General features: G+C 71.2%; 17 protein-coding genes and 1 pseudogene. 7 read left to right on the top strand and 11 right to left on the bottom strand.

Translation table 11 applies throughout. The features are described from left to right. The first annotated feature begins 14 nt into the window (after positions 1–14). Both ACIBM5_RS16810 and ACIBM5_RS16815 read left to right on the top strand, forming a co-directional pair. A complete protein-coding gene (locus tag ACIBM5_RS16810; RefSeq protein WP_396007540.1) occupies positions 15–209 on the top strand; it encodes a hypothetical protein in 195 nt (64 codons plus the stop codon). Then, complete coding sequence (locus ACIBM5_RS16815) at positions 206–781, top strand: hypothetical protein (protein WP_396007541.1); 576 nt, start codon at positions 206–208, stop codon at positions 779–781. The genes ACIBM5_RS16810 and ACIBM5_RS16815 overlap by 4 nt, the downstream gene beginning before the upstream one ends. Before the next feature lie 717 nt (positions 782–1,498). Here ACIBM5_RS16815 and ACIBM5_RS16820 read toward each other — a convergent pair. Next, on the bottom strand, positions 1,499–2,329 hold the full coding sequence (locus ACIBM5_RS16820; RefSeq protein WP_396007542.1) for a hypothetical protein: 831 nt from the start codon (positions 2,327–2,329) through the stop codon (positions 1,499–1,501). A 532-nt stretch (positions 2,330–2,861) separates the two neighbouring features. Here ACIBM5_RS16820 and ACIBM5_RS16825 point away from each other — a divergent pair. Further along, on the top strand, positions 2,862–3,287 hold the full coding sequence (locus ACIBM5_RS16825) for an OsmC family protein (RefSeq protein ID WP_396007543.1): 426 nt from the start codon (positions 2,862–2,864) through the stop codon (positions 3,285–3,287). A gap of 1,117 nt (positions 3,288–4,404) precedes the next feature. Here ACIBM5_RS16825 and ACIBM5_RS16830 read toward each other — a convergent pair. Next, a complete protein-coding gene (locus ACIBM5_RS16830) occupies positions 4,405–5,649 on the bottom strand; it encodes a serine/threonine-protein kinase (RefSeq protein ID WP_396007544.1) in 1,245 nt (414 codons plus the stop codon). A gap of 220 nt (positions 5,650–5,869) precedes the next feature. On the opposite strand from ACIBM5_RS16830, the gene ACIBM5_RS16835 reads away from it, so the two are divergent. Continuing rightward, on the top strand, positions 5,870–6,016 hold the full coding sequence (locus tag ACIBM5_RS16835) for a hypothetical protein (RefSeq protein WP_396007545.1): 147 nt from the start codon (positions 5,870–5,872) through the stop codon (positions 6,014–6,016). Between the two features lie 71 nt (positions 6,017–6,087). On the opposite strand, the pseudogene ACIBM5_RS16840 reads toward ACIBM5_RS16835, so the two are convergent. The 3 genes and pseudogenes from ACIBM5_RS16840 to ACIBM5_RS16850 form a co-directional block, all read right to left on the bottom strand. After that, positions 6,088–6,345, bottom strand: a pseudogene (locus tag ACIBM5_RS16840) (type II toxin-antitoxin system Phd/YefM family antitoxin). A 464-nt stretch (positions 6,346–6,809) separates the two neighbouring features. Further along, positions 6,810–8,006: an esterase/lipase family protein gene (locus ACIBM5_RS16845; RefSeq protein ID WP_396007546.1), complete on the bottom strand. Its 1,197-nt coding sequence runs from the start codon at positions 8,004–8,006 to the stop codon at positions 6,810–6,812. Positions 8,007–8,623: 617 nt separating this feature from the next. Next, entirely contained in the window at positions 8,624–10,972 is a 2,349-nt protein-coding gene (locus ACIBM5_RS16850) for an arylsulfatase (protein WP_396007547.1), read from the bottom strand. 151 nt (positions 10,973–11,123) lie between these two features. Here ACIBM5_RS16850 and ACIBM5_RS16855 point away from each other — a divergent pair, with 151 nt between their 5' ends. Beyond that, positions 11,124–12,104 (top strand): formylglycine-generating enzyme family protein, encoded by a 981-nt coding sequence (locus ACIBM5_RS16855; RefSeq protein ID WP_396007548.1) that lies wholly within the window; start codon positions 11,124–11,126, stop codon positions 12,102–12,104. 293 nt (positions 12,105–12,397) lie between these two features. Here ACIBM5_RS16855 and ACIBM5_RS16860 read toward each other — a convergent pair whose 3' ends face one another. Continuing rightward, complete coding sequence (locus tag ACIBM5_RS16860; protein ID WP_396007549.1) at positions 12,398–14,083, bottom strand: SulP family inorganic anion transporter; 1,686 nt, start codon at positions 14,081–14,083, stop codon at positions 12,398–12,400. After that, the gene (locus tag ACIBM5_RS16865; RefSeq protein ID WP_396007550.1) at positions 14,080–14,757 is read right to left on the bottom strand and encodes a GAP family protein; all 678 of its coding nucleotides are present in this window, start codon (positions 14,755–14,757) and stop codon (positions 14,080–14,082) included. Before ACIBM5_RS16865 ends, ACIBM5_RS16860 begins: the two co-directional genes overlap by 4 nt. A gap of 698 nt (positions 14,758–15,455) precedes the next feature. Between ACIBM5_RS16865 and ACIBM5_RS16870 the strand changes: the two genes are divergently transcribed. Both ACIBM5_RS16870 and ACIBM5_RS16875 read left to right on the top strand, forming a co-directional pair. Then, entirely contained in the window at positions 15,456–15,599 is a 144-nt protein-coding gene (locus tag ACIBM5_RS16870; RefSeq protein ID WP_396007551.1) for a hypothetical protein, read from the top strand. 906 nt (positions 15,600–16,505) lie between these two features. Continuing rightward, positions 16,506–16,916, top strand: coding sequence for a peptidoglycan-binding protein (locus ACIBM5_RS16875; RefSeq protein ID WP_396007552.1), 411 nt, complete (start codon positions 16,506–16,508; stop codon positions 16,914–16,916). A 358-nt stretch (positions 16,917–17,274) separates the two neighbouring features. Here ACIBM5_RS16875 and ACIBM5_RS16880 read toward each other — a convergent pair whose 3' ends face one another. The 4 genes from ACIBM5_RS16880 to ACIBM5_RS16895 all read right to left on the bottom strand — a co-directional run bounded on the left by ACIBM5_RS16880 (position 17,275) and on the right by ACIBM5_RS16895 (position 19,824). Next, positions 17,275–17,577, bottom strand: coding sequence for a hypothetical protein (locus ACIBM5_RS16880; RefSeq protein WP_396007553.1), 303 nt, complete (start codon positions 17,575–17,577; stop codon positions 17,275–17,277). Further along, positions 17,574–17,813, bottom strand: coding sequence for a hypothetical protein (locus ACIBM5_RS16885; protein ID WP_396007554.1), 240 nt, complete (start codon positions 17,811–17,813; stop codon positions 17,574–17,576). The genes ACIBM5_RS16880 and ACIBM5_RS16885 overlap by 4 nt, the downstream gene beginning before the upstream one ends. Before the next feature lie 68 nt (positions 17,814–17,881). After that, positions 17,882–19,036: an acyl-CoA dehydrogenase family protein gene (locus ACIBM5_RS16890; protein WP_396007555.1), complete on the bottom strand. Its 1,155-nt coding sequence runs from the start codon at positions 19,034–19,036 to the stop codon at positions 17,882–17,884. Then, a complete protein-coding gene (locus ACIBM5_RS16895; RefSeq protein ID WP_396007556.1) occupies positions 19,033–19,824 on the bottom strand; it encodes an aspartate/glutamate racemase family protein in 792 nt (263 codons plus the stop codon). Before ACIBM5_RS16895 ends, ACIBM5_RS16890 begins: the two co-directional genes overlap by 4 nt. Position 19,825 lies beyond the last annotated feature (1 nt).

A 19,825-nucleotide genomic window follows, 5' to 3' on the forward strand; every position in this document is an offset into this window, starting at 1 on the left:
TGATCGTGCGGGTCATGGAGATCGACGAACTCCGATTCACTGGCGAGCCGGGCCCGGGCGCGTCGGCCCCGCGCACGCGAGGATGTCCGAATCGGTTGCCGAAGCGGGCGTGGGCCGGGCACGCTTACTCGGTGATCGACCTTCCCGCCGCCGCGAGCGAAGCCGAGTACCGGGCGATCGCCTGGGCGACGATGCGGCGCGCCGCATGACCCCGGATCCGGCCCCGGACGGCGGCGTCTTCGAATCCGACTCCGGCTTCGAGCCGGTTCCGCTGGAACCGGGGCACCCCGCCTGGGTGTTCCCCGCCGTCGGCGGCGCCGAGGAGGAGGCCGTCCGACGCGCTCTCGACGAGGCCGACGCGCACGTGCGCGCGCTCGGCACGCACGTCGGCGTCTCCGCGTCCGTGCGCTACGAGTGCCAACACCTGGCGGACGTGACCCTGGCGAGCGTGCAGGGCGTAGTCGAACTCCCCGGCGTCATCTTCCTCGCCGCGCTCTACTTCCCCCGCCGTTGCGGGTTCGACCTGCGCTGGGGCCCACCGTGGGTGGTCGAGGCCGACATCACCCGGTACTGCCCGGCACCGGCGGACTGCGCCGGCCACCCTGTCGCCGACTCGTCCGGTGAACACGACACCCCACTCGCCGCCGCCCGGGCCTTCGCCGACATCACCCGATGGCTCCGCGACCGGGCACTCACCCGCACCCGGCCCCAGTGGCTCTCCGCCACGCCGACACCCGCGTGCCCGCCCTTCCCGGCACCATCGGCGCCTGCCGACGGTTGACGTGCGGGCGGTGCAGCATCGGACTGCTACGACCGGGAGACCGACGAAGACCGCCTCGCCCGGTGCGTAGGCGACAACGGATGCCGCCGATGCACGGCGCGGACCGACGAATACGACCACCTGGTCGTGGCCGCCGAACGCCACCGCAGCGCATGCCGACCTGACCTCCACCCCTTCGCGGTCGGACAACGGGGCGTGCACACCACCACCTGCCCCGTCGTCACCCAGACGATTCCCGACACTTACGCCACACCCACCGGCGACGCCCACGTCCAAGGCCTACGCGCCCTACGCACACACCCGCATGGACGAACGCCCCCCGTACCCGTGCCGTTCCACCCCCCCGTCCGCACCCCAGGCCCGCACCTGGATGGCGGACAGAACCGGCCCCAAAGGCGGACGCCTCTACGACCGCCGCCGGTGCGTCCCCACGCCGTGAGTCTGCGGACGGACGGACCTCGGCAGCCCCGTGGCCCGACGGTGAGCGGCTCAGTTCATGTCGATCCAGATCCGATCGTCGTCGCCGCGTGCGCGTTGGGATCACGCCGTCCACGATCGCGCCGTCGACGAAGACCACCAGGTCCTCGTCGTCGATCCACAGCACATCGTCGTCATCGGTGAACGCCGGCCGGATCACCCCGCCCGCGATCACCGGATCGAAGACGACATCCGGCTCGAACCGCGAGAACGACCGCAGCTTCGGGTAGACCGCCGAAGTCACGCCCGGGAACGGGACCCCCGGACCGGTGCGTGGTAGTAGTCGAGTTCCCACCGGGCCCGGTCGGGCGAGGTCCCGCGCGGCAGGGTGCGGATGCCCGTGGCGAACGTGACGTCGCGGTCGCCCATCAGGGCGAACACGACGCGAAGTACCCGGCCCATGGCGTCGGTCCTCTGGTCGTAGTACCACTGGGCGACCACGCCCTGGTCGTCACCGAGGAACGGGCGCTGGAGGAACTCCTGCACCTCGGCGGGCAGATTCCCCAACACCCCCGAGTTCCGCTCGTTCAGGCCCAGGTCCGCCACCACGGCCGGACGGGCCGGCGGCGGATCCCCGCCTGCGGGGCGGCGCGGTCGGAACAGGCGGGACGCCTTCGAGGGCTTGCGCTCCACCGGGTCCGAGTGGAACGACCGGTGCTCCAGGGCGTCGGGCTCGAACCGCAGGCGTTCCACCAGGTACACCCGCCTGCCCTCGCGGACGACGGACGCCGCCCGGCATGCGCCCAAGGGCCCGAACACGAAGGCCTCGGCGTACTCGTCGGCGTCCAGTTTCGCCCACCACGCCAGCTTCGAACCCGCCTGCGCCTCCAGGCGTTCGCGTGTCTTCGGGCCGAGCAGGTCCCAGCACTGCTCCCGGTCGAACCCTCCCGAGCCGACGGGCAGCTCCCCGGGCACGTGCACCTGCGGCACCTGTTCGACCGGCCCCCGGTCGAGCACCGGGCCGGCGACCTCGCCGGTGGTCCTGAGCGCGGGCAACAAACCCTGGTTCGACGGCAGCGGCGGCCGCGGATACCGCTCGGGACCCTCTTCACCACGCCACGCACCCGCCATGTCCTCTCCCCCTCCGTCGGCCCGTCCGCCCAGTCTGCGCGAAACCCCGTACGCCGCGCGTGGGTTCGACGACATAGGGTGACCATCGGTCGAAGAGGGACGCTCGTGGGCAGCTGTCAGAGGTCGACGAAGGGCAGCCGAGGCGGGAAGAGCTGCGGCAGCGATAGCAGCACCCGATCCGGCAGTCCGATCCCCTCATCGACCGGACACAGACACGTCCGACTGCCCTTCGACCATCCCTTCAACGTGCAGGCGATCATCACGATTTGTGACTTCGCACGCCGGCCGGCGGCATTCGCCGGGCGGCGCACGAGCCCTGCGGGGTCCCGGGCAGTGTGCCGAACCGACGACGGTTGTACGCGAGCCACCGGTAGGCGACCGCGACGGGACACGGCACGGGCGCGACGGACCGTTCGCTTCCGCGCGGCGTTCGCCCACCGGGGCGCGGGTCGGGCCTAGCCTGGTCGGGCCGCGTCCGGAAGTCCGGGCGCGGGTTCAGCAGTTGTCTGTGCTCTCATGGAGGTACCCGATCGTGGCAACGACCCGCACCGCGCACACCGAGTGGGAGGGCAACCTGGTCGACGGCAAGGGCCTGGTGACCCTCGACTCCTCCGGCATCGGCGAGTACCCGGTGTCCTGGCCGTCCCGGGCGGAGGCCGCGAACGGCAAAACCAGCCCGGAGGAGCTGATCGCGGCCGCGCACTCCGCGTGCTTCTCGATGGCTCTCTCCCACGGCCTGACCGGCGCCGGCACCCCGCCCACCAAGCTGGAGACCAAGGCGGACGTGACCTTCCAGCCGGGCACCGGCATCACCGGCATCCACCTGAGCGTGGTCGGCACCGTCCCGGGCCTGGACGAGGCGGGCTTCGCGAAGGCCGCCGAAGACGCGAAGGAGAACTGCCCGGTGAGCCAGGCACTGGCCGGCACCACGATCACGTTGACCGCCGACCTGGCCTGATCGACCCGGACGCGGGCCGCCGCCGAACGCGACGCCGCCCCCGCGAAACGCTCGGCCGGGAAGCCCCCGGCCGAGCGTTTCGCCAACCTCCCGGCGCCGGCCGATCGATCATCCGTGTTACGACGCCCCTGGAATTCGCCACCCGTGGCAAGGCATCGGCCTGGGGATTCGGGGCCGAGGCGCCGGGTCTCGGGGGCCGGGGGTGTCCGGGCGGGCGCGGCGTCGGCTCCTCGGACCGGATTACAGCGCCGACAGGTCGTCGGGGCGAGGGTGACGGTCGTGCGGCTGCCCGGTCGTGATCACGGGCCGATCGGCGACTCGCCCGCTGCCTGCCCGCCCGCCCGCCGGCCGGCCGGCCGGCCGGCGAGGACAGTGCCCGACGCGCATCGAGCACTTCGCCGAGCGGTTCAAGTCGGCTCGCGTCCAACCGGATACGCACGGACCAGAGACCGGAGGCGTCCTCGCCGTGGAAGGTCATACCGCCTTGGCCCGAGGCCTGCTCGGAGAACCGCACCGGCGGCGGGTCCCGCTCGGGCGCCGCGCCGACCCGTACGACGCCAGCCCTGCGGACGACAACGGGCCACTGCCCGGCCCCGCGCCGGTCGGGGCGCGATGCGCACCCGGCCCGGCGGCCGGCCCGACCATGGGTCTGCCTGGCCGAACACCGATCCGCCCCTGGGCCGGATGGGCGGTCGACATGCCCTCGACGCGGTGCATGGGTCGGGTGTGCGGTCGGGTGTGACAGCCCCATCCCGCCCGTGATCACCCCTGGAGAGACACACCGACTCGAACCCTGCTCGCCGCCCTCGTCCTGGCCGTGTCGGCCGCCTTCGCCGGCGCAGGACCCGCCGCCGCGGTCGGAGCCCACACGCCCTCGCCCACGGCCGCCGCGCCCCCGATCCCTCGATCCCTCGATCCCTCGACATCTTCAACGACGGCTACGGCGTCACGTCGGAGAAGGCGGACAACGAAGTACTGCTGATTGTGAGCGAGTCGGACGTCCTGGCGATCGTCTGGAGGTGCGCCGGTCGCGTGTGGTGCCGTGTGGTGCCGACCGGCGCCGCCGCCGACTCCACCAAACGCGGGTCAGCTCAGGGGGCGGGCCGGTGGAACGTGGTCAGGCGCTCCAGATGACGGCGAGCGCGATCGAACCGACGACCGCTGGAGCCGGGCACCACAACATGACGATTCGACTTCGGCGCTCGTCGAAGCATCGGGAGACGCGTGACATCGTGGCCCAGTAGGCGGCGAAGCCCAGGCACAGCATGAATCCGGCCCCGACGAGGTTGCCCGCGTGCCCGTGGAGCGTGGCCAGGATGAGGAAGACGTTGGTGAGGAATGCCCAGAACAGCCAATTCGTGGGCGGGCGTTTTCTCGCGTCTCCTGCGGCTCTGGCGCGGGCGGCCACCGCCTCCCAGCGGCGCGGGGGCGCGACTGCCGGCCCGGTTGTGGGGCGTTCATGTCGAGCTCTTTCGGCGTTTTCGTTTTCCTGCTCCACTCTGTTCGCGACTCGAGGTCTTGCCTGGGCCTGATGTCGCGCCGCGATGGTGACGGCGACGGCGGCAAGCCGCCGGCGCGTGGTCGCCGCGTCCGGCGGCCGGTGGTCGGGGTCCTTGGCGAGGAGATCGAGGAGGAGAACGTCGAGTTCGCGAGGGATGTGCCGATGCACTGACGCGGGTGTCGGTTCGCGGGTGAGGTGGGCCAGCGCGAGTGGCGCGAACTCGCCTGAACCGAAAGGCGGTTCGCCGGTGAGGAGTTCGTACACGACGCAGCCCAGGGAATAGAGATCGGCACGGTGGTCGCCGACCCGGCCGTTGATCCGTTCGGGGGGCATGTACGCGATCGTGCCGATGATCCGGCTGGCACTGGCGGACACCGCCTCGGTGTAACGGGCGATGCCGAAGTCGAGAATCTTGATGCGACCATCGTTCGTGCGGAACAGATTCGCGGGCTTGATGTCCCGATGTATCAGGCCCGCGTGGTGCGCGGCGCCGAGTGCGTCGCAGATCTCGGCAGCCCAGACCAGGCTCTGGTCGACACGGCAGGGGCCGTCGATCTTGAGGATGGCGGCGAGATCGCGACCGTGCAGGTGCTCCATCACCAGGAACAGAGTGCCGTCCACGTCCTGGCCGACGTCGTGCACGGTAACCACACCCGGATGAACCACAGCTCCCGCCGTGCGAGCCTCGCGCAGGAACATCTCCACCGAGCCGGGACGATCCTGCCCCAGGACGATCTTCACCGCGACTCGACGGTCGATGAAGAGATCGTGCGCACTCCACACCTGGCCCATGCCGCCGCTACCGACCAAGCGTGTCAATTCGTAGCGCTCCGCGAGGATTCTCCCGGCCGATAGTGTCATTTCCGCCCCCCTGGTGGGTGATCCTCCTCCAGTACGGGCGCGTGAGGGGAGAGAACGTCGAAACGGTCGGCGATTCGCCAGGCCCCGTGATGACGGGGGCGGAGCGAAGCGATCCGGGGGTTCGACGAACGGCGCCGCCCCGAGGCTCGCGCCGCCGGTGCCGGCACCCGGTGGTCGACGGCGGTTGTTTCGGCCGCGTCGGCCGACATGGATGACGACGATGGTCAATCTGGTGTCGGTGATCTCGTACATCACCCGATACCGGCCCACCTGCATGCCGCCGCAGGTCGGGGGAGTCGTACTCGAAGGTGCCCTCGGGGCGGGGCTCGTCGGCCAACAGGTCGACGGCGTCCATGCGTTGACGTAGGCCGTCCGCGTCGTCCTCGAGGAAGCGGGCGGCCGTGTCGATGGCGGTCTCGTCCCAGACGATCGCGTGCCTCAAGCGCGGTCCAGTCCGAGCCGGGCGCGCACCTGGTCGTGCGGGACCCCGGCGGTGGCCTGCTCGGCCTGCCGGGCGCGGTAGCGGGCGAGGGCGAGTTCGTCCTCGAGGTCGGCGGGCTCCTGGGGGGTTGATGAGCACGGCGGCGGCTTGGCCGTGGTCGGTGATGGTGTGATGCGCTCGCGGGCATGGGACGCGCGGCGCACCAGCGATCCGAACCTGGCACGAACCTCGGTGATCGGCAGCGTCTCACTCATGTACGGAACTGTGCACTTCACGCCGGTTCCCTGGGTGAGTTCTGTCGACCGAGCCGGTGTGAAAAATCCGGCCCGGCCGGTGGGACGCGGATAGCCGGCGGTGGTGACCGCCGCTCCGAAATGTCGGTCGACGTCATAAACCGGACGTGGACATGAATCAGACCGGCCCCACCCCACCCCGCCCCCAGCCGCCGCGCCCACGCAGGTGCCGCCCGGCTACCGCGACCACGACGTGTTGCGGAAGTTCCCGGTGATTCCGGCCCGGATGGCGCGCCGGCATGTGAGCGCGGCGGATTCGGGTTCGTCGGGTTCGCTTCCGGCACGCTGCCTCTCGCTCGGCCCGAGTGGGTCGAGCACCGGTGGAGGTGGTCGACCGGAACTTCGGACAGGCTCGTGCACGGGCCGGCCGTCGTCGTGCGGCAGCACGGTGGGGACGGCTCAAGGGCCGGTTCTCCGGCTCTTCGCTAGGGCAGACGGTCCAGGACCCAGAGGGCGATCTCCACGGTGATGGATGCGTGCGCGGTGGTGGTGGAGGAGAGCAGGAAGTCGTCCAGCTCGCTCTCGTCCGGGGCCAAGGCGTCGATGTCGGTATACACGTCCTCCTGCCGGTCGAGGTCACGGATCGCGACCGCGCTGACCGAGGGGACGAAGCAGATCGACTCGGCACCGGGTTCGAGGTCGACCTTGCCGGTCCGCCGCAGCTTCTCGGCGACGATGCCGAAGGTCTCCAGCGTGCCGCCGGGGGCGCCGTCGAGCTCGGGCAGGTTGTCGGTGACGACGCGCTTCTCGGAGAGCAGGCCCTTGAGCCGGGCCGTCTCCTGCTCCGAGCCGCGGGACTGGGTGCGCAGGGTGGTGCCGGTGAACCAGCCGGAGGTGACCTTGACGGCGTCGATGCCGGCTTTCACGCCGTTGCCGGTTCCGTTTCCGGTGCCGTTGGCGACGCCGATCTTCCGCGGCCGCATCGGCCAGTGGCCCACGCGCTGGAGGGCGTGGAGGAACTCGGTGCGCAGCACGTTTTCGCGGGGGGTGTCCTCGGTGCCTTCGATGTGGCGCCACAGGAGCTGGCGGGCAGCGGGGCTGTTGATCTGCTGCGACAGGGCCGGTGTGGCCTTGAGGAAGTGGGCCAGGGCCTGGAGCGAGATGGGGATCCAGGCGCCGCGGTGCGGGCTGTCGAAGGAGACGTACACAGCGGTCTGGTGGTCGATGCGCTGGATCTCCAGTTCCGCGAGCGCGTAGCGGGTGACCAGGCCGCCCATGCTGAATCCGCCGACCGTCAGCGGCTCGTCGCCCTGCCGTTCGGCGGTCGTCCGCATGATGCAGGCCGTGGCCGCCTTGGCGTTGTGCAGGATGGAGGCGCTGCGGTCGTCGTAGCCGATCAGGATCAGGTCGTAGCCGCGCTTGCGCAGTTCGCTGATGAAGGGGAAGGCCCGGCGCTCCAGGCCGTCCCACAGGACGTTCAGGTCGCTGGGGCCGGTGTTGAAGCCGTCGGACAGGATGACCGGCTTGGTGAGCGCGGACTGATTGTCCGCGTGGTACACCCAGGCCGTGCCGCCCGGCAGTTCCCACGTGGCGTCGGGTGCCGGGGCTGCCGGGATCTGCGGCGGCACCGGCGGAGCGAGGAAGCCGAACGGCTCGAGTACGGGCTCGGGCTGCGTGGTCAAAGTCGATCCCTTCATGGGTGGTTCAGACTCGGGAACGCCGACCGGCTGACCGGGCGGTGCTGCCTGCGGATCTGTCTGGTCGGTCGTCCGGCCCGGACCTACCCTCCGCCACTGCTCGTAATCGATCAGTCATCCCATCGGAGGACCCCGGATACCCGGCCCGATATGGGATGTTCCATCGACCCACGTGGGCCCCTGGGATGTCGAAAAGAACATCGCAGGGGCCCACGTCGGCACTGTCCTGCCTCGTAGGCTTCGGAGCGTCGGCGGCGGGGGGTGTCCCATGCGGCGTCGTACCGCGACCGAACCGACCCGAGGGGGACCGGCTCATTCGCGGTTGGCCGGCCAATCGCCGGCTCGGCAGGTTGGCACATGACACGCGACGACCTCCGCGAGACGCTCGCCGGGCAGACGCCGGCCTGTGTCCCGGCACGCGAAGCCCTGCGTACGGGGGTTGCACGCGCTCGGGTCGAGGACGACGACGGGGGCGTCGGTGTCGTCCGACATACGGCTCAGCGTCGCCTCGGCGCCCTCCCGTTCGCGATCGGTGAGATGCGGGGTGAGGTTGGTCCGGGAGTCGTGCGTGTCCGGGGTCGGCGGGGTCGGCGTGGTGTGGGCTATTGGTGGCGTAGTGCGGCGGCGAAGTGTTCGGCGGGGTCGACGAGGTGGTTGTGGTCGTCGTCGCCGAGGTCGACCTGGGCCCAGTTGATGGTGGCGGTGAAGGTGCCGTGCGGGTCGGCGTACTCCTCGTAGACGGGCATTCCTGTGTCGCGGCCGACGTCGAGGCCCTCGTCGAAGGAGAAGTAGAGCGGGTGGGTGCGTTCCACGCGCCCTTCGGCGAGTCGGGTGCCGTCGAGGTGGAGGGTGACCTTGCCGCCCTTGCCGATGCCTCCGCCGTCGTAGGCGAATTCGGCACGGACCTGATGGGTTCCGGCGGGCAGCGGGTCGGGTGCGGTGGTGGTGCTGCGCAGCAGGCCGCAGTAGTTGTAGTGGAAGGCGAGCCTGCCGTGGTCGGCCATGAGGACCCAGCCGCCCGTGCGGCCGCCCTGGCAGACGATGACGCCCTCGGCGCCGGTGTCGGGGATGGTGATCTCGGCGGTGACGTCGAAGGACTTGTTCTTGATGTTCAGGGCGACGTTCTCGCCGATCCGGGTCATGCCCGGGTACAGGCGGAGCGTTGTGCCCTGGAAGAGGGTGGGGCGTCCGGCGATGTCCGGGTTCATGCGCTCGGCGGCGCGGTCGTCCATCGGCAGGACGTTGTGCCGGACCGCCTCGATGAGGAAGAGTTGCTGGAGTGCGGCGAGTTTGTCCGGGTGCTCGGCGGCCAGGTCGTGGGCCTGGGTCCAGTCCTTGGTGGTGTCGTACAGCTCCCACTTGTCCGAGTCGAAGTCGGTGCCGTGGGCGAACAGGTCCCAGGGCACGCGGTGTTTGGTGACCGCCGTCCAGCCCTTGTGATAGATGCCGCGGTTGCCGGCGAGTTCGAAATACTGGGTGTGGCGGACTTCGGGAGCGTCCCGGTCGGTGAGGCTGGCGGAGAACGAGGTGCCCTGCATGGGGACCTGGGTGACGCCGTTGACGGTGTGCGGTTCGGCGATGCCTGCCAGTTCCAGGACGGTGGGGGCGAAGTCGATGACATGGTGCCACTGGTGGCGTACCTGGCCGCCGTCGGGGACGCGGGCGGGCCAGTGCACGATAGTGCCGTTTCGGGTGCCGCCGTAGTGCGAGGCGACCTGCTTGGTCCACTGGTACGGGGTGCACATCGCGTGGGCCCAGCCGACCGCGTAGTGGTTGTAGGCGTGCGGGCCACCGACCTCGTCCAGGTGCTCGCTCCAGAACTCGGGCGTCTCGAACTCGGCGCCGCCGTTGGCGGCGTTGGTGACCATGTACGCGCCGTGCATGCCGCCTTCGGCGGAGGCGCCGTTGTCGCCGATGATGTACATGACCAACGTGTCGTCCAGGACGTCGAGTTCCTCCAGTGCGTCGATGACGCGGCCGGTGTGGTGGTCGGCGTATTCGAGGTACGCGGCGTACACCTCCATCTGCCGGGCCAGGATCGGCTTCCAGGAGGGGTCGAGGTCGTCCCACGCGGGAATCTCGGCCGGGCGCGGGGTCAGGGTCGCGTCGGCGGCGACCACGCCCAGTTCCTTCTGGCGGGCGAAGGTGGCCTCACGCACCGCGTCCCAGCCCTGGTCGAACTCGCCGCGGTATCTGGGGATCCAGTCTTCGGGGACGTGGTGGGGGGTGTGTGTGGCGCCGGGCGCGAAGTAGACGAAGAAGGGCTTGTCGGGGGTGAGTGACTTCTGCTGCCGGACGTAGGCGATGGCCTTGTCGGCGAGGTCGGGCATCAGGTGGTAGTCGGGGTCGTCCGGCGGCTCGATCGCGGTGGTGCCGTCGACCAGCGCGGGGGACCACTGGTTGGTTTCGCCGCCGATGAAGCCGTAGAACTTCTCGAAGCCGCTGTTGACCGGCCAGCGGTCGAATGGCCCGGTGGGGCCGGACTCCCAGGTGGGCACCTCGTGGCACTTGCCGAACTGCGCGGTGTTGTAGCCGTTTTGGCGCAGGATCTCGGCGAGCGGTGTCGCCGAGTTCGGGCGGGCCGAGGTGTAGCCGGGGGCGGCGGTGGCGGTCTCGGTGATGTGCCCCATCGCGACCGAGTGGTGGTTACGGCCGGACAGCAGGGCGGCGCGAGTCGGCGCGCACAGCGAGGTGGTGTGGAATCGCGAGTACTTCAGGCCGCCGTTCGCGAGTCGTTCCGCGGTCGGGGTGCGGACCGGTCCGCCGAACGCGCCGGCGGCCCCGAAGCCGACGTCGTCCAGGAGGATCAGCAGGACGTTGGGGGCCTGTTTCGGCGGGCGCTTGACCGGGATCGGCGGCAGCGGCTCGTCGAGGTCGCGGACGTCCACCGCCAACGGCCCCTGGTAGGGCCGGTCCGGCACCGGGAGACTCGTCAAACGTTCGTCGGCCATGGCGTGCCGTCCTTCTGTGCCTGACCCCGCAAGGTCGTAGTCGATGGACTCATTCCAAAAGAACATTAGCCATAAGTCCGACAAAACCTGGGGAAGTGTGTGCGGCGTGGCAAGCCCACCCGGGCCCGGCGGCCCGGGGAGCATGGCCGTCATGACGCCGAGCACCGCCGACGCCGACACGCCGATGGCCGTCGCCCCCGTGACCGTCCACGGGCCTGTCAGGGCGGTTTCCCAGGGCATGGCATGGATCCCCGGAGGAACCTTCGCGATGGGCAGCGACGACTTCTATCCCGAGGAGCGGCCGGTTCACCCGGTCACCGTGAACGGCTTCTTCCTCGACGTCCACCCCGTCACCGTCGCGGCGTTCCGCCGCTTCGTGAAGGCCACCGGGTACGTCACCGTCGCCGAACGCCCGCTCGACCCCGTGCTCTACCCGGACGCCGACCCGGCACTGCTGGTGCCCGGCTCCCTGGTGTTCCGCCGGACGCCGGGGCCGGTGGCGCTGGACGACTACCGCCGCTGGTGGCACTACGTCCCGGGCGCGAACTGGCGGTTGCCCGAAGGCCCCGGGTCCACGCTCGACGGCCGCGACATGCACCCCGTCACCCAGGTCGCCTTCGAGGACGCGGCCGCCTTCGCGCATTGGGCCGGCAAGGATTTGCCCACCGAGGCCGAGTGGGAGTACGCCGCCCGTGGCGGCCTCGACGGCGCCGTCTACGCCTGGGGCGACGACTTCACCCCGAACGGCCGCCGCATGGCCAACACGTGGCACGGCGACTTCCCCTGGCGGGCCGACACCCCCACCGGCCGCCCGGGCACCACCCCGGTCGGCCGCTACCCCCCGGGCGGGTACGGCCTGTACGACATGACCGGCAACGTCTGGGAGTGGACCCGCGACCACCACACCGCCCGCCACCCCGACGCCGCCGCCCGCTCGTGCTGCATCCCCCGCGACTACCGCGTCGAACACCGTCACCACCTCGACGCCGGCTTCGCCCGCCGCACCATCAAGGGCGGCTCCCACCTGTGCGCGCCCACCTACTGCCTGCGCTACCGCCCCGCCGCCCGCCAGGGCGAAACCGAGGACACGGCCACCAGCCACCTCGGTTTCCGCTGCATCCGACGCCCGTAGGCCGAGGTGACCGAGTGACCGCCGCCCTCCCGGCCCGCGCGACCGTGATCGACCCGATCTCGCCAACGCCGGGCTCTCGCGCACGGGTTCGTTGCTTGCGTCACCGAGCTCGAGATGCGCACGAGCGGGAGGTGGGCGGGCAGTTCGCCCGAGAACGCTCGGGTGCCGCGTGCGCCCGAGCGTGAGCAGTCGGGGTGTGCGAGTCGGCTGCGGGGGTGGCGAGCGGAAGGTCGTCGCCGGCCATGGGCGGATCGTGCGCCTCGACGTCCGCCCGTCGCACGGTCTGCCGCGGCTCAGTTTCCACTGATGGGTGCGTGCCGACACGCGGTGACCGCGGCGGCGACGGAGAGGTGGACGGCGTCCGGTCCAAGGGCGTGGCCGAGGGGGCTTGCCGCGACGGCGGCGCGCACCTCGGGGTGGATGTGCGCGAGGTGCAGTGCGCAGTCGCGGTGGGCGAGTTCGGCACGGAGTTCCTCGAGGGTGTCCAGGACGGGCAGGCCGAGGCGGTAGCTGGAGACCAGGTTGAGCACGACGCGGCCGGCGGGCGGGTCGGTGCGGGCGACCAGGTCGAGGACGCCGAGTTTCAGGCGTTCCGCGTTGCCGAAGAACAGCGCCCCGTCGGGCCGGACCAGCAACAGGCCCGGGACGGTGGCGGCGCCGGGTTGCTCTTCGGTGTCGCCGTAGCGGTCGGTGGCGGGGATCCTGCCGAGGACCGCGATGCGTGGGCGGGAAGCGCGGGCGATGAACAGCAGGAGGGACAGGGCGACGGCGATGAGCAGTCCGGGCAGCAGGTCCAGGGCCAGGACGCCGACCAGCGCGGCCGCGGCGACGGCGAAGTTGGGCTTGTCCCATTGCCAGTAGCGGCGTAGTTCGGCGACCTTGAGGAAGCTGCGGACCGCGACGACGACGATGGCGCCGAGCACGGGTTCGGGCAGATCGGTGAACAGCGGCGTGAGGAACGCGCCGGTGATCAGGATCAGGACGGCGGCGACCACGGACACCATGGGGGAGGAGCCGCCGGAGGCCTCGGCGGCTGCGGAACGCGACGCGCTGCCGGAGACCGCGAAGCCCTTGAACAGTCCGGCGGCGAGGTTGGCGGTGCCCATCGCGGTCATCTCGCGACTGGCGTCGACGGTGTCGCCGTGTTCGCGGGCGAAGCGTCCGGCGATCGAGTAGCTCTCCGCGAACACCACCAGCGCCAGGCCGCATGCCCCGGCGAGCAGTGCGAGCCAGTCGGCGGCGGGGATGTTCGGCCACCCCGGCACCGGCACCGCGCCGGGGATCTCGCCGACGGTGTCGATGCCGTGGTCGTCGAAGTCGAACGCGGCGGAGACGGTGGTGCCGGCGGCCAGCACGATCAGCGAGGCGGGCAGCCGGGGCAGCCGGCGCTCCAGCAGCAGGAGCGCCGCCAGCGCCGCGGCACCGACGGCGATCGTCGCGCCGTGCCAGTTCCCCGCATGTCGCACGAGTTCCCAGGCGCGTTCGAAGAAGTTGCCGTCGCCGCCGGAGAGGCCCAGGATCTTGGCGAGTTGGCGGATGACGATGGTCAGCGCCATGCCGAACAGGAACCCGACCAGCGCGGGTTCGGACAGGAAGTTCGCTACGAACCCCAACCGGGCGAGCCCCGCGACGGCCAGGACCGCGCCGGCGACGATCGCGAGGGCCGCCGACAGCGACACCGCCGCCTTCGGGTCGGCGGACACGTCGGCGACGGTCGCCGCGGACAGCACCGCGGCGGCGGAGGTGGCGCCGACGACGAGGAAGCGCGAGGTGCCGAACAGCGCATATGCCACCAGCGCGACGGGCGCGGCGTAGAAGGCGTTCTGCGGCGGCACTCCGGCGATCTGCGCGTACGCGACACACTCGGGCACGATGAGAGCCCATGCGGTCAGTGCCCCGATCGTGTCCTTCCCGAACCGCGCGCGGCGGTACGTCCGCAACCACGGTGCGACCGGCCATGCCCGGGTGCGGAAGGTCATGCGCTCAGTCCGGCGATGCCGTCGCCGAGAAACTTCGCGCCGAGCACGACCAGGACGACGGTCATGATGGCGGCGTTGTGGCGGGCCATCCACGTCTTCCATCCCGCCAGAACGTCGGCGGCGCCGGAACCGCCGAACACGAACACCGCGAGCGGGACGAGCGCACACAGCGACGCCACGGCGACGAATACCGCGGCGGCGACGACTCGGTCGACGGTGCCGCCGGCCGCGCCGGCCACGGTGACGCCCGCCGCGACGACCAGGGCGAGGTTTTTCGGGTTCACCACCGCCAGCACCACCGCGAGACCCGCGGCCTTGAGCGGGGTGAAGGTGTCGACGGCGCGCATCCACGACGGCAGCGCGGCGTCGTGGCCGTCGCGAGGCCGGCCGCGCCACTGCCTGGCGGCCAGCAGGACGAACAGCACGCCGACGGCGAGCTTGACCCACCAGGTCCACGTTGCGGGTGCTGCCTCGTCCCGGCCGCCCGCTCCGGCACCGACGGCGACCAGCACGGCGATGGCGGCGGTCAGGGCCGCCACCCACCCGACGGTGAAGGCGATGCCGTTGGCTCGGCCGTGCGGGGTCGCCAGCATCAGGATCACCGCGATGAGCGGGATCGGGCTGATCGCGACACCCACGGCCGGGCTCAGGACCTGCCCGATCGCCTCACCCATGCCGAGTCCTTCCCCGATATGCGACTGCCGCGGCCGCCCGGGCGCCGGCCACCGCGGCGACAGCGGCCACCGCGGCCGGGCGACCTTCTCCACACGCCGTCGCGTGACGGACGGGACGTCGGGAGCGAGGGTTTCCACGAAGGCGGCGAGCCGGGCGAGCACACCCGGCGTGTGCGGCCCGGCGAGAGCGGGTGACGGGTCCGTCGCCCGGCCCCGGTGCTCGGCGGGAGCCGCCGAACACGTCGACGGCCAAGAACGCGTACGCGCCACCGTCCCGGTTCATCAGCCCTTCGTCGGTGCGCACCACCGCAATCGGCAGCGCCTCCGAACCCTGTGCGGCGTCCTCGAACTTCGACGCGTCGGAGAAGGGGGGATCAGTCATGCTTCCCCGGTTAACCGAAATGTCGCTGAATCACACAAATAACGGCAGGGCAGTCGCGGTGCGCCGCCCACCGCCACGCCGCGGCGACGTCGGGTTCGGCGTCGCGTCCCACGTACCGCCGGGGCGAGCGTGCACGCCCGGCTGGGCGGCGTACTGCGCGTGGGCGAGGCCTTCGTGGGGGAGCCGATCCCCGTCCCGCAACTCGACCTCGCCGCCGAACTCCTCCAACCGCTGCCGCTCGCCGACGCGTTGGCGCTGTTCCTGCCGAGGCCCAGGTACCCACCGGGACGGCCGAGGCTTCACCGCCCGGATCGGCGTGCGGTCGACGGAATACGGCGTCGAACCGGACGTGGCGGGCCCCTGGGAGATCGGGGACCTCTTCGCACTCACCGGCATCAGGCTGTCCGTCCGGGGGAGCGGCACCGGCCGCCCCGGCGCCGGGCCGGCCGCGGAGAGCTGAAGATCGAGGCCGGCCACGACGACGGCGTGTGGCGATTCGCCGGCAGCGCCGCGAACCTGGTCCCGGCCGACCTGTTCGCCCTCTTCGGGGTGACGCCGCCCGCACTGCTCGCCGACTTGACGGTACGTCGGACCACGGTGTCGTTCGACAGCACCGGGCGCGAGTTCGATTTCCGCCACCGCCCTCCGGCCGCGCGACCAGGAACACCTGTCCCTGCGCGAGATCGCCTCCCGCCTCGTCATCCGCACCGACAAGAAGCGCGGCCGCCACCCAGCCCCGACCACCGTCGTGCGCATGCTGCGCGAACACGACGAGCAGAAAGTCACAGCCACTCCGAAGCCCACAGCCTGACCCGGGGCTCAAGTCCTTACCGTAGGGCGGCGTCGGGCGCCGCAGGACACGGTCCGAGCGCATCCGCCCGAGCACTTCGATGGGTAGGTCCGCCGGCGGATGAGCAAACCCGCGGATCCGTCGGGTGGTTGACGGGGCCGCCGGCACCACCAGAGGGTGCGGGGACTCGCAGGCGTTCACGTCCGCGTCCGGCAGGAACCGAAGGTTGACGCCGGATGCGGTACGAACCACGCGCGTCGAGCGAGTGCGTGGTGATCCGGTACGCCTCCCGCCCGGCGGCGACGAAGACCTCGGCGGGCCGGTCACGTTCGAGGCCATCACCGGGTCCTGGAGAACGGCGAGCACTGTACGCGCGAGATCTCCACCCACTCTCGGGAGAGCGAACCCGTCCGCCGCTCCATCACCGACCCGATCGGCATGGACCCGTGCCGCATCGGTTCATCGCGCCGAACCGTCTTCCGGACCGGCGACCGCGCGCGGACACTGCTGCCGTCGAGCACCTTCCCTCACCTGGGCCGGCCCGTCACGCGGCGCCGCCGGCCGGAGCGGACCGCCATGCCGAGGACACCCGCCCGCACCCGCACCTCCGCCCGTCACCCGCTCGTCCGCGCCCTCGTCGGCGCAGCCCTGGCCATGCCCCTGGCCCTTGCCGGACCCGCCGTCCTGCCGGCCGGGGCGGCCCCAGGTGTGCCGGACATCGGCCCCGACAGCGCGCCCGGTTTCGGCGTCCAGTGCGTCCAGGCGATGTACTACTCGACCGGCTTCGGCACGTACTATCCCGACGGGATCTACGGCCCCGAGACGACCGCTGACACCCGACGCCTGGAGCACCTCCTGGGCCTCCCGGAGGACGGCGTCGTGGATCCGATCGTGGGCGAAGTGCTGTACCTGGTCATGGAGGTCGGATCGGGCCCCGGATCGTGGCACACGATCGGCTGCTGGGACGTCGTACCGTCGCTGCACTGAGCCACCGCGATACCGCAGTGCCGTCGCCGGCGACCGCGCGTCGTCCGGCGTGCGGCGGACCCGAAGCGGCGATGCGCACGTCGTCCCGCTGCGCCGGCCCCGCCGCGAGCGGTCCGACAGCCGGCGCACCGAACGCGGGGCCGACCGCCGTTTCCTCGTTCGGCTGCCCGCGGGCAAGGTCGGTGACGGCCTCGACCAAGCCGCGCACACCCCCGCAGTCCACCCGCGCCGACTTCGACGTCCGAGGCTGAACCCCAGGTCAACCCGGAAGATGCCACCGTTTGCACATCAGGACGAACACGCCCGGGTCGTTCAGTCGATCAGAGCGTCGTTGCGGTAGCGGCGCACCAGGTGGCCGTCAGGTGTCGAGTCGGAACGGCCGCAGTTCGGTCGGATCGGTGTCCACGGCGTCGGGTGTGTCGTGGACGGTGCAGTGCTGGGCGAGCCATCGGGGCGCCACCGCGCGATCCGGGCCGAACGCCACGTACGCGTTGACGTATCCCGCTTCGCCCAGCTGTACCTCCAGCACAGTCATGATCTGCCCGTACTCCACGGGGTTTTGGCATCGAGGGCCGCGGACCGTGGCGGCCACGCATGGCAGCAGGTGCGGATCCTCCGGCGCGATCCACAGGCGCCTGCCCAGTACCACGAGTTGGCTCACGGCAGATCCTCGAGGGTGCAGTGCTCGGCAACCGGGCAGGCATCGCAGCCCTTGGCGTCGACCCACTCGGTGGCGACGACGGCGTCGACCAGGTCGCGGGCCTGCCGCTCGGTGAACTCGTCCGGGCGGGCGAGGAGTTCGCGGACCGCGTCCTCGGGGTTGCGGGTTCCGGGATGGCGCAGGATTGCCAGAGCGGCCAACTGCTCGACCGACAGTTCGTCGGCGGCCTGCGTCAACTCGCCGACGCCACTCGGAGGTCGGCGAACCCGGAGATGACGCGTCGCGGCGCTGCCCGGCGGTGGGGTCAGGACAAGCCAAGGTGCCTGGCGATCATCATCTGTTGTACCTCGGTGGTGCCTTCGCCGATTTCCAGGATCTTGGCGTCGCGGTAGAAGCGGCCCACGGGGCTGTCGTTCATCACGCCGGAGCCACCGAAGATCTGGGTCGCGTCCCTGGCGTTGTCCATCGCCGCCCTGGAGGAGACCAGCTTGGCCATCGCCGCCTCCTTCGAGAAGGATTCGCCGCGCAGCATCGAGGCCGCGGCCGAGTAGTAGGCCAGGCGTGCGGTGTGGGCGCGCGTCTCCATGTCGGCGATCTTGAACTGGATCGACTGGTACGCGCCGATGCGCTGCCCGAACGCCGTCCGCTCCTTGGCATGGCGCACACACTCGTCCACGCAGCCCTGGGCCATCCCCGCTCCGACGGCCGAGATCGCGATCCTGCTCTCGTCCAGCACCGACATGAACTGCGCGATGCCCAGGCCGCGTTCGCCGAGCAGGTGCTCGGCCGGCACCCGGCAGTCGGCGAAACCGAGTTCGTGGGTGTCCGAGGCGCACCAGCCCACCTTGGAGTACGACGGTGCCACCGTGAAGCCCGGGGTGCCCGACGGCACGACAAGCGCGGAGATCTCCTTGGCGCCGTCGGCGCGGGTACCGGTCACCGCCGTCACCGTGACCAGGCTGGTGATGTCGGTACCGGAGTTGGTGATGAACGCCTTGCTGCCGTTGATCACCCATTCGTCACCGTCGAGTTCCGCCTTGGTGCGGGTCGCCGCCGTGTCGGTCCCGCCGCCGGGTTCGGTGAGCCCGAAGCCGGCGATCCGCTCGCCCGTGCACAGGGCGGGGAGCCAGCGTTCCTTCTGTGCCGCGGTGCCGAACCGATGGAGGGGGATCGCGCCGAGCGTCACGCCCGCGGACAGTGCGACGGCCACCGAGCAGTCCACTCTGGCCAGTTCCTCGATGGCCAGACACAGGGTGAACACATCCCCGCCCATGCCGCCGTAGCGTTCCTCGAAGGGCAGTCCGAACAGGCCCATGCGGCCCATGGCGGCGACCAGTTCGTAGGGAAACTCCTCGCGTCGGTAGATATCGGCGATCACCGGAGCCACCTTGGCGCGGGCGAAGTCGGCGACCGTCTCGCGCAGCAGCCGGCGTTCCTTCGACAGGCGTGAGAGTGTCATCGTGCTCCTTCGGGGGGATCGGACGTGGACCCGGAGCCGGACCCGGCGACCGCCCGTCGGGCCGTCGACGAGAGCACGCCCGGTACGGGTCCGCGGTGGGGGTACAGGGCGTGCGCGCAGGCCGACGCCAGCGCGTCGACGCTGGACACCTGGAATTCCGCCGGCAGCCCGCTGTGCGCGTAGGCGAGCGGGAGTTCGGTACAGGCGCTGATCACCGGCAGGCACCGAATGCGCAGCAGCTCGTGGACCGCCGAACCCAGGGTCGCGCCGGCAGCCGGCAGCCGGTTCGCCTTCACCAGCACGGTGGCGGCGTGGATGCGCTGCTGGAGCGCCTCGTCGGGGAGCAGGAGTCGGTATCCCCGGTGCTGCGCATAGCGCTGATAGATGCCGCCGGCGACGGTACCCGCGGTCGCCGTCAACCAGGCCCCGTCGGGACTGGCGACCTCGGCGGCCCGCACGCTCGCCTCCACGATGTGCACCAGGGGCACCGGCAGTCGGCTGCGGAATCGATCGATGTAGACGTGCGCGGTGTTGCAGGGCACTGCGAGCAGCTCCGCGCCCCAGCCGGCAAGGGTGAACAGCGCCTGCCGGATCGGCAGGAGCGGTGCGTCGTCGCCCCTGAGCAGCGCGGCGGTCCGGTCCGGGATGCCCGGCTCGGACAACATCAGGATCCGGGGGTGCTCCTGGTCGCTGCCGGCCGCGACGCGCACGGCCAGCAGCCGCAGGAACTCCGCCGTCGCCGCCGGTCCCATCCCACCGAGCACACCGAGGGTGCGTGAGCGCGCCACC

This window comes from Embleya sp. NPDC050493 (genome assembly GCF_044458105.1).
Taxonomy (GTDB): Bacteria; Actinomycetota; Actinomycetes; order Streptomycetales; family Streptomycetaceae; genus Embleya.

Coding starts and splice junctions, on each gene's coding strand:
- ACIBM5_RS16860 (WP_396007549.1), bottom strand. CDS start 14,083: ATGACCTTCCGCACCCGGGCATGGCCGGTCGCACCGTGGTTGCGGACG.
- ACIBM5_RS16875 (WP_396007552.1), top strand. CDS start 16,506: ATGCCGAGGACACCCGCCCGCACCCGCACCTCCGCCCGTCACCCGCTC.
- ACIBM5_RS16830 (WP_396007544.1), bottom strand. CDS start 5,649: ATGACACTATCGGCCGGGAGAATCCTCGCGGAGCGCTACGAATTGACA.
- ACIBM5_RS16855 (WP_396007548.1), top strand. CDS start 11,124: ATGACGCCGAGCACCGCCGACGCCGACACGCCGATGGCCGTCGCCCCC.
- ACIBM5_RS16890 (WP_396007555.1), bottom strand. CDS start 19,036: ATGACACTCTCACGCCTGTCGAAGGAACGCCGGCTGCTGCGCGAGACG.
- ACIBM5_RS16810 (WP_396007540.1), top strand. CDS start 15: ATGGAGATCGACGAACTCCGATTCACTGGCGAGCCGGGCCCGGGCGCG.
- ACIBM5_RS16815 (WP_396007541.1), top strand. CDS start 206: ATGACCCCGGATCCGGCCCCGGACGGCGGCGTCTTCGAATCCGACTCC.
- ACIBM5_RS16865 (WP_396007550.1), bottom strand. CDS start 14,757: ATGGGTGAGGCGATCGGGCAGGTCCTGAGCCCGGCCGTGGGTGTCGCG.
- ACIBM5_RS16820 (WP_396007542.1), bottom strand. CDS start 2,329: ATGGCGGGTGCGTGGCGTGGTGAAGAGGGTCCCGAGCGGTATCCGCGG.
- ACIBM5_RS16850 (WP_396007547.1), bottom strand. CDS start 10,972: ATGGCCGACGAACGTTTGACGAGTCTCCCGGTGCCGGACCGGCCCTAC.
- ACIBM5_RS16835 (WP_396007545.1), top strand. CDS start 5,870: ATGGTCAATCTGGTGTCGGTGATCTCGTACATCACCCGATACCGGCCC.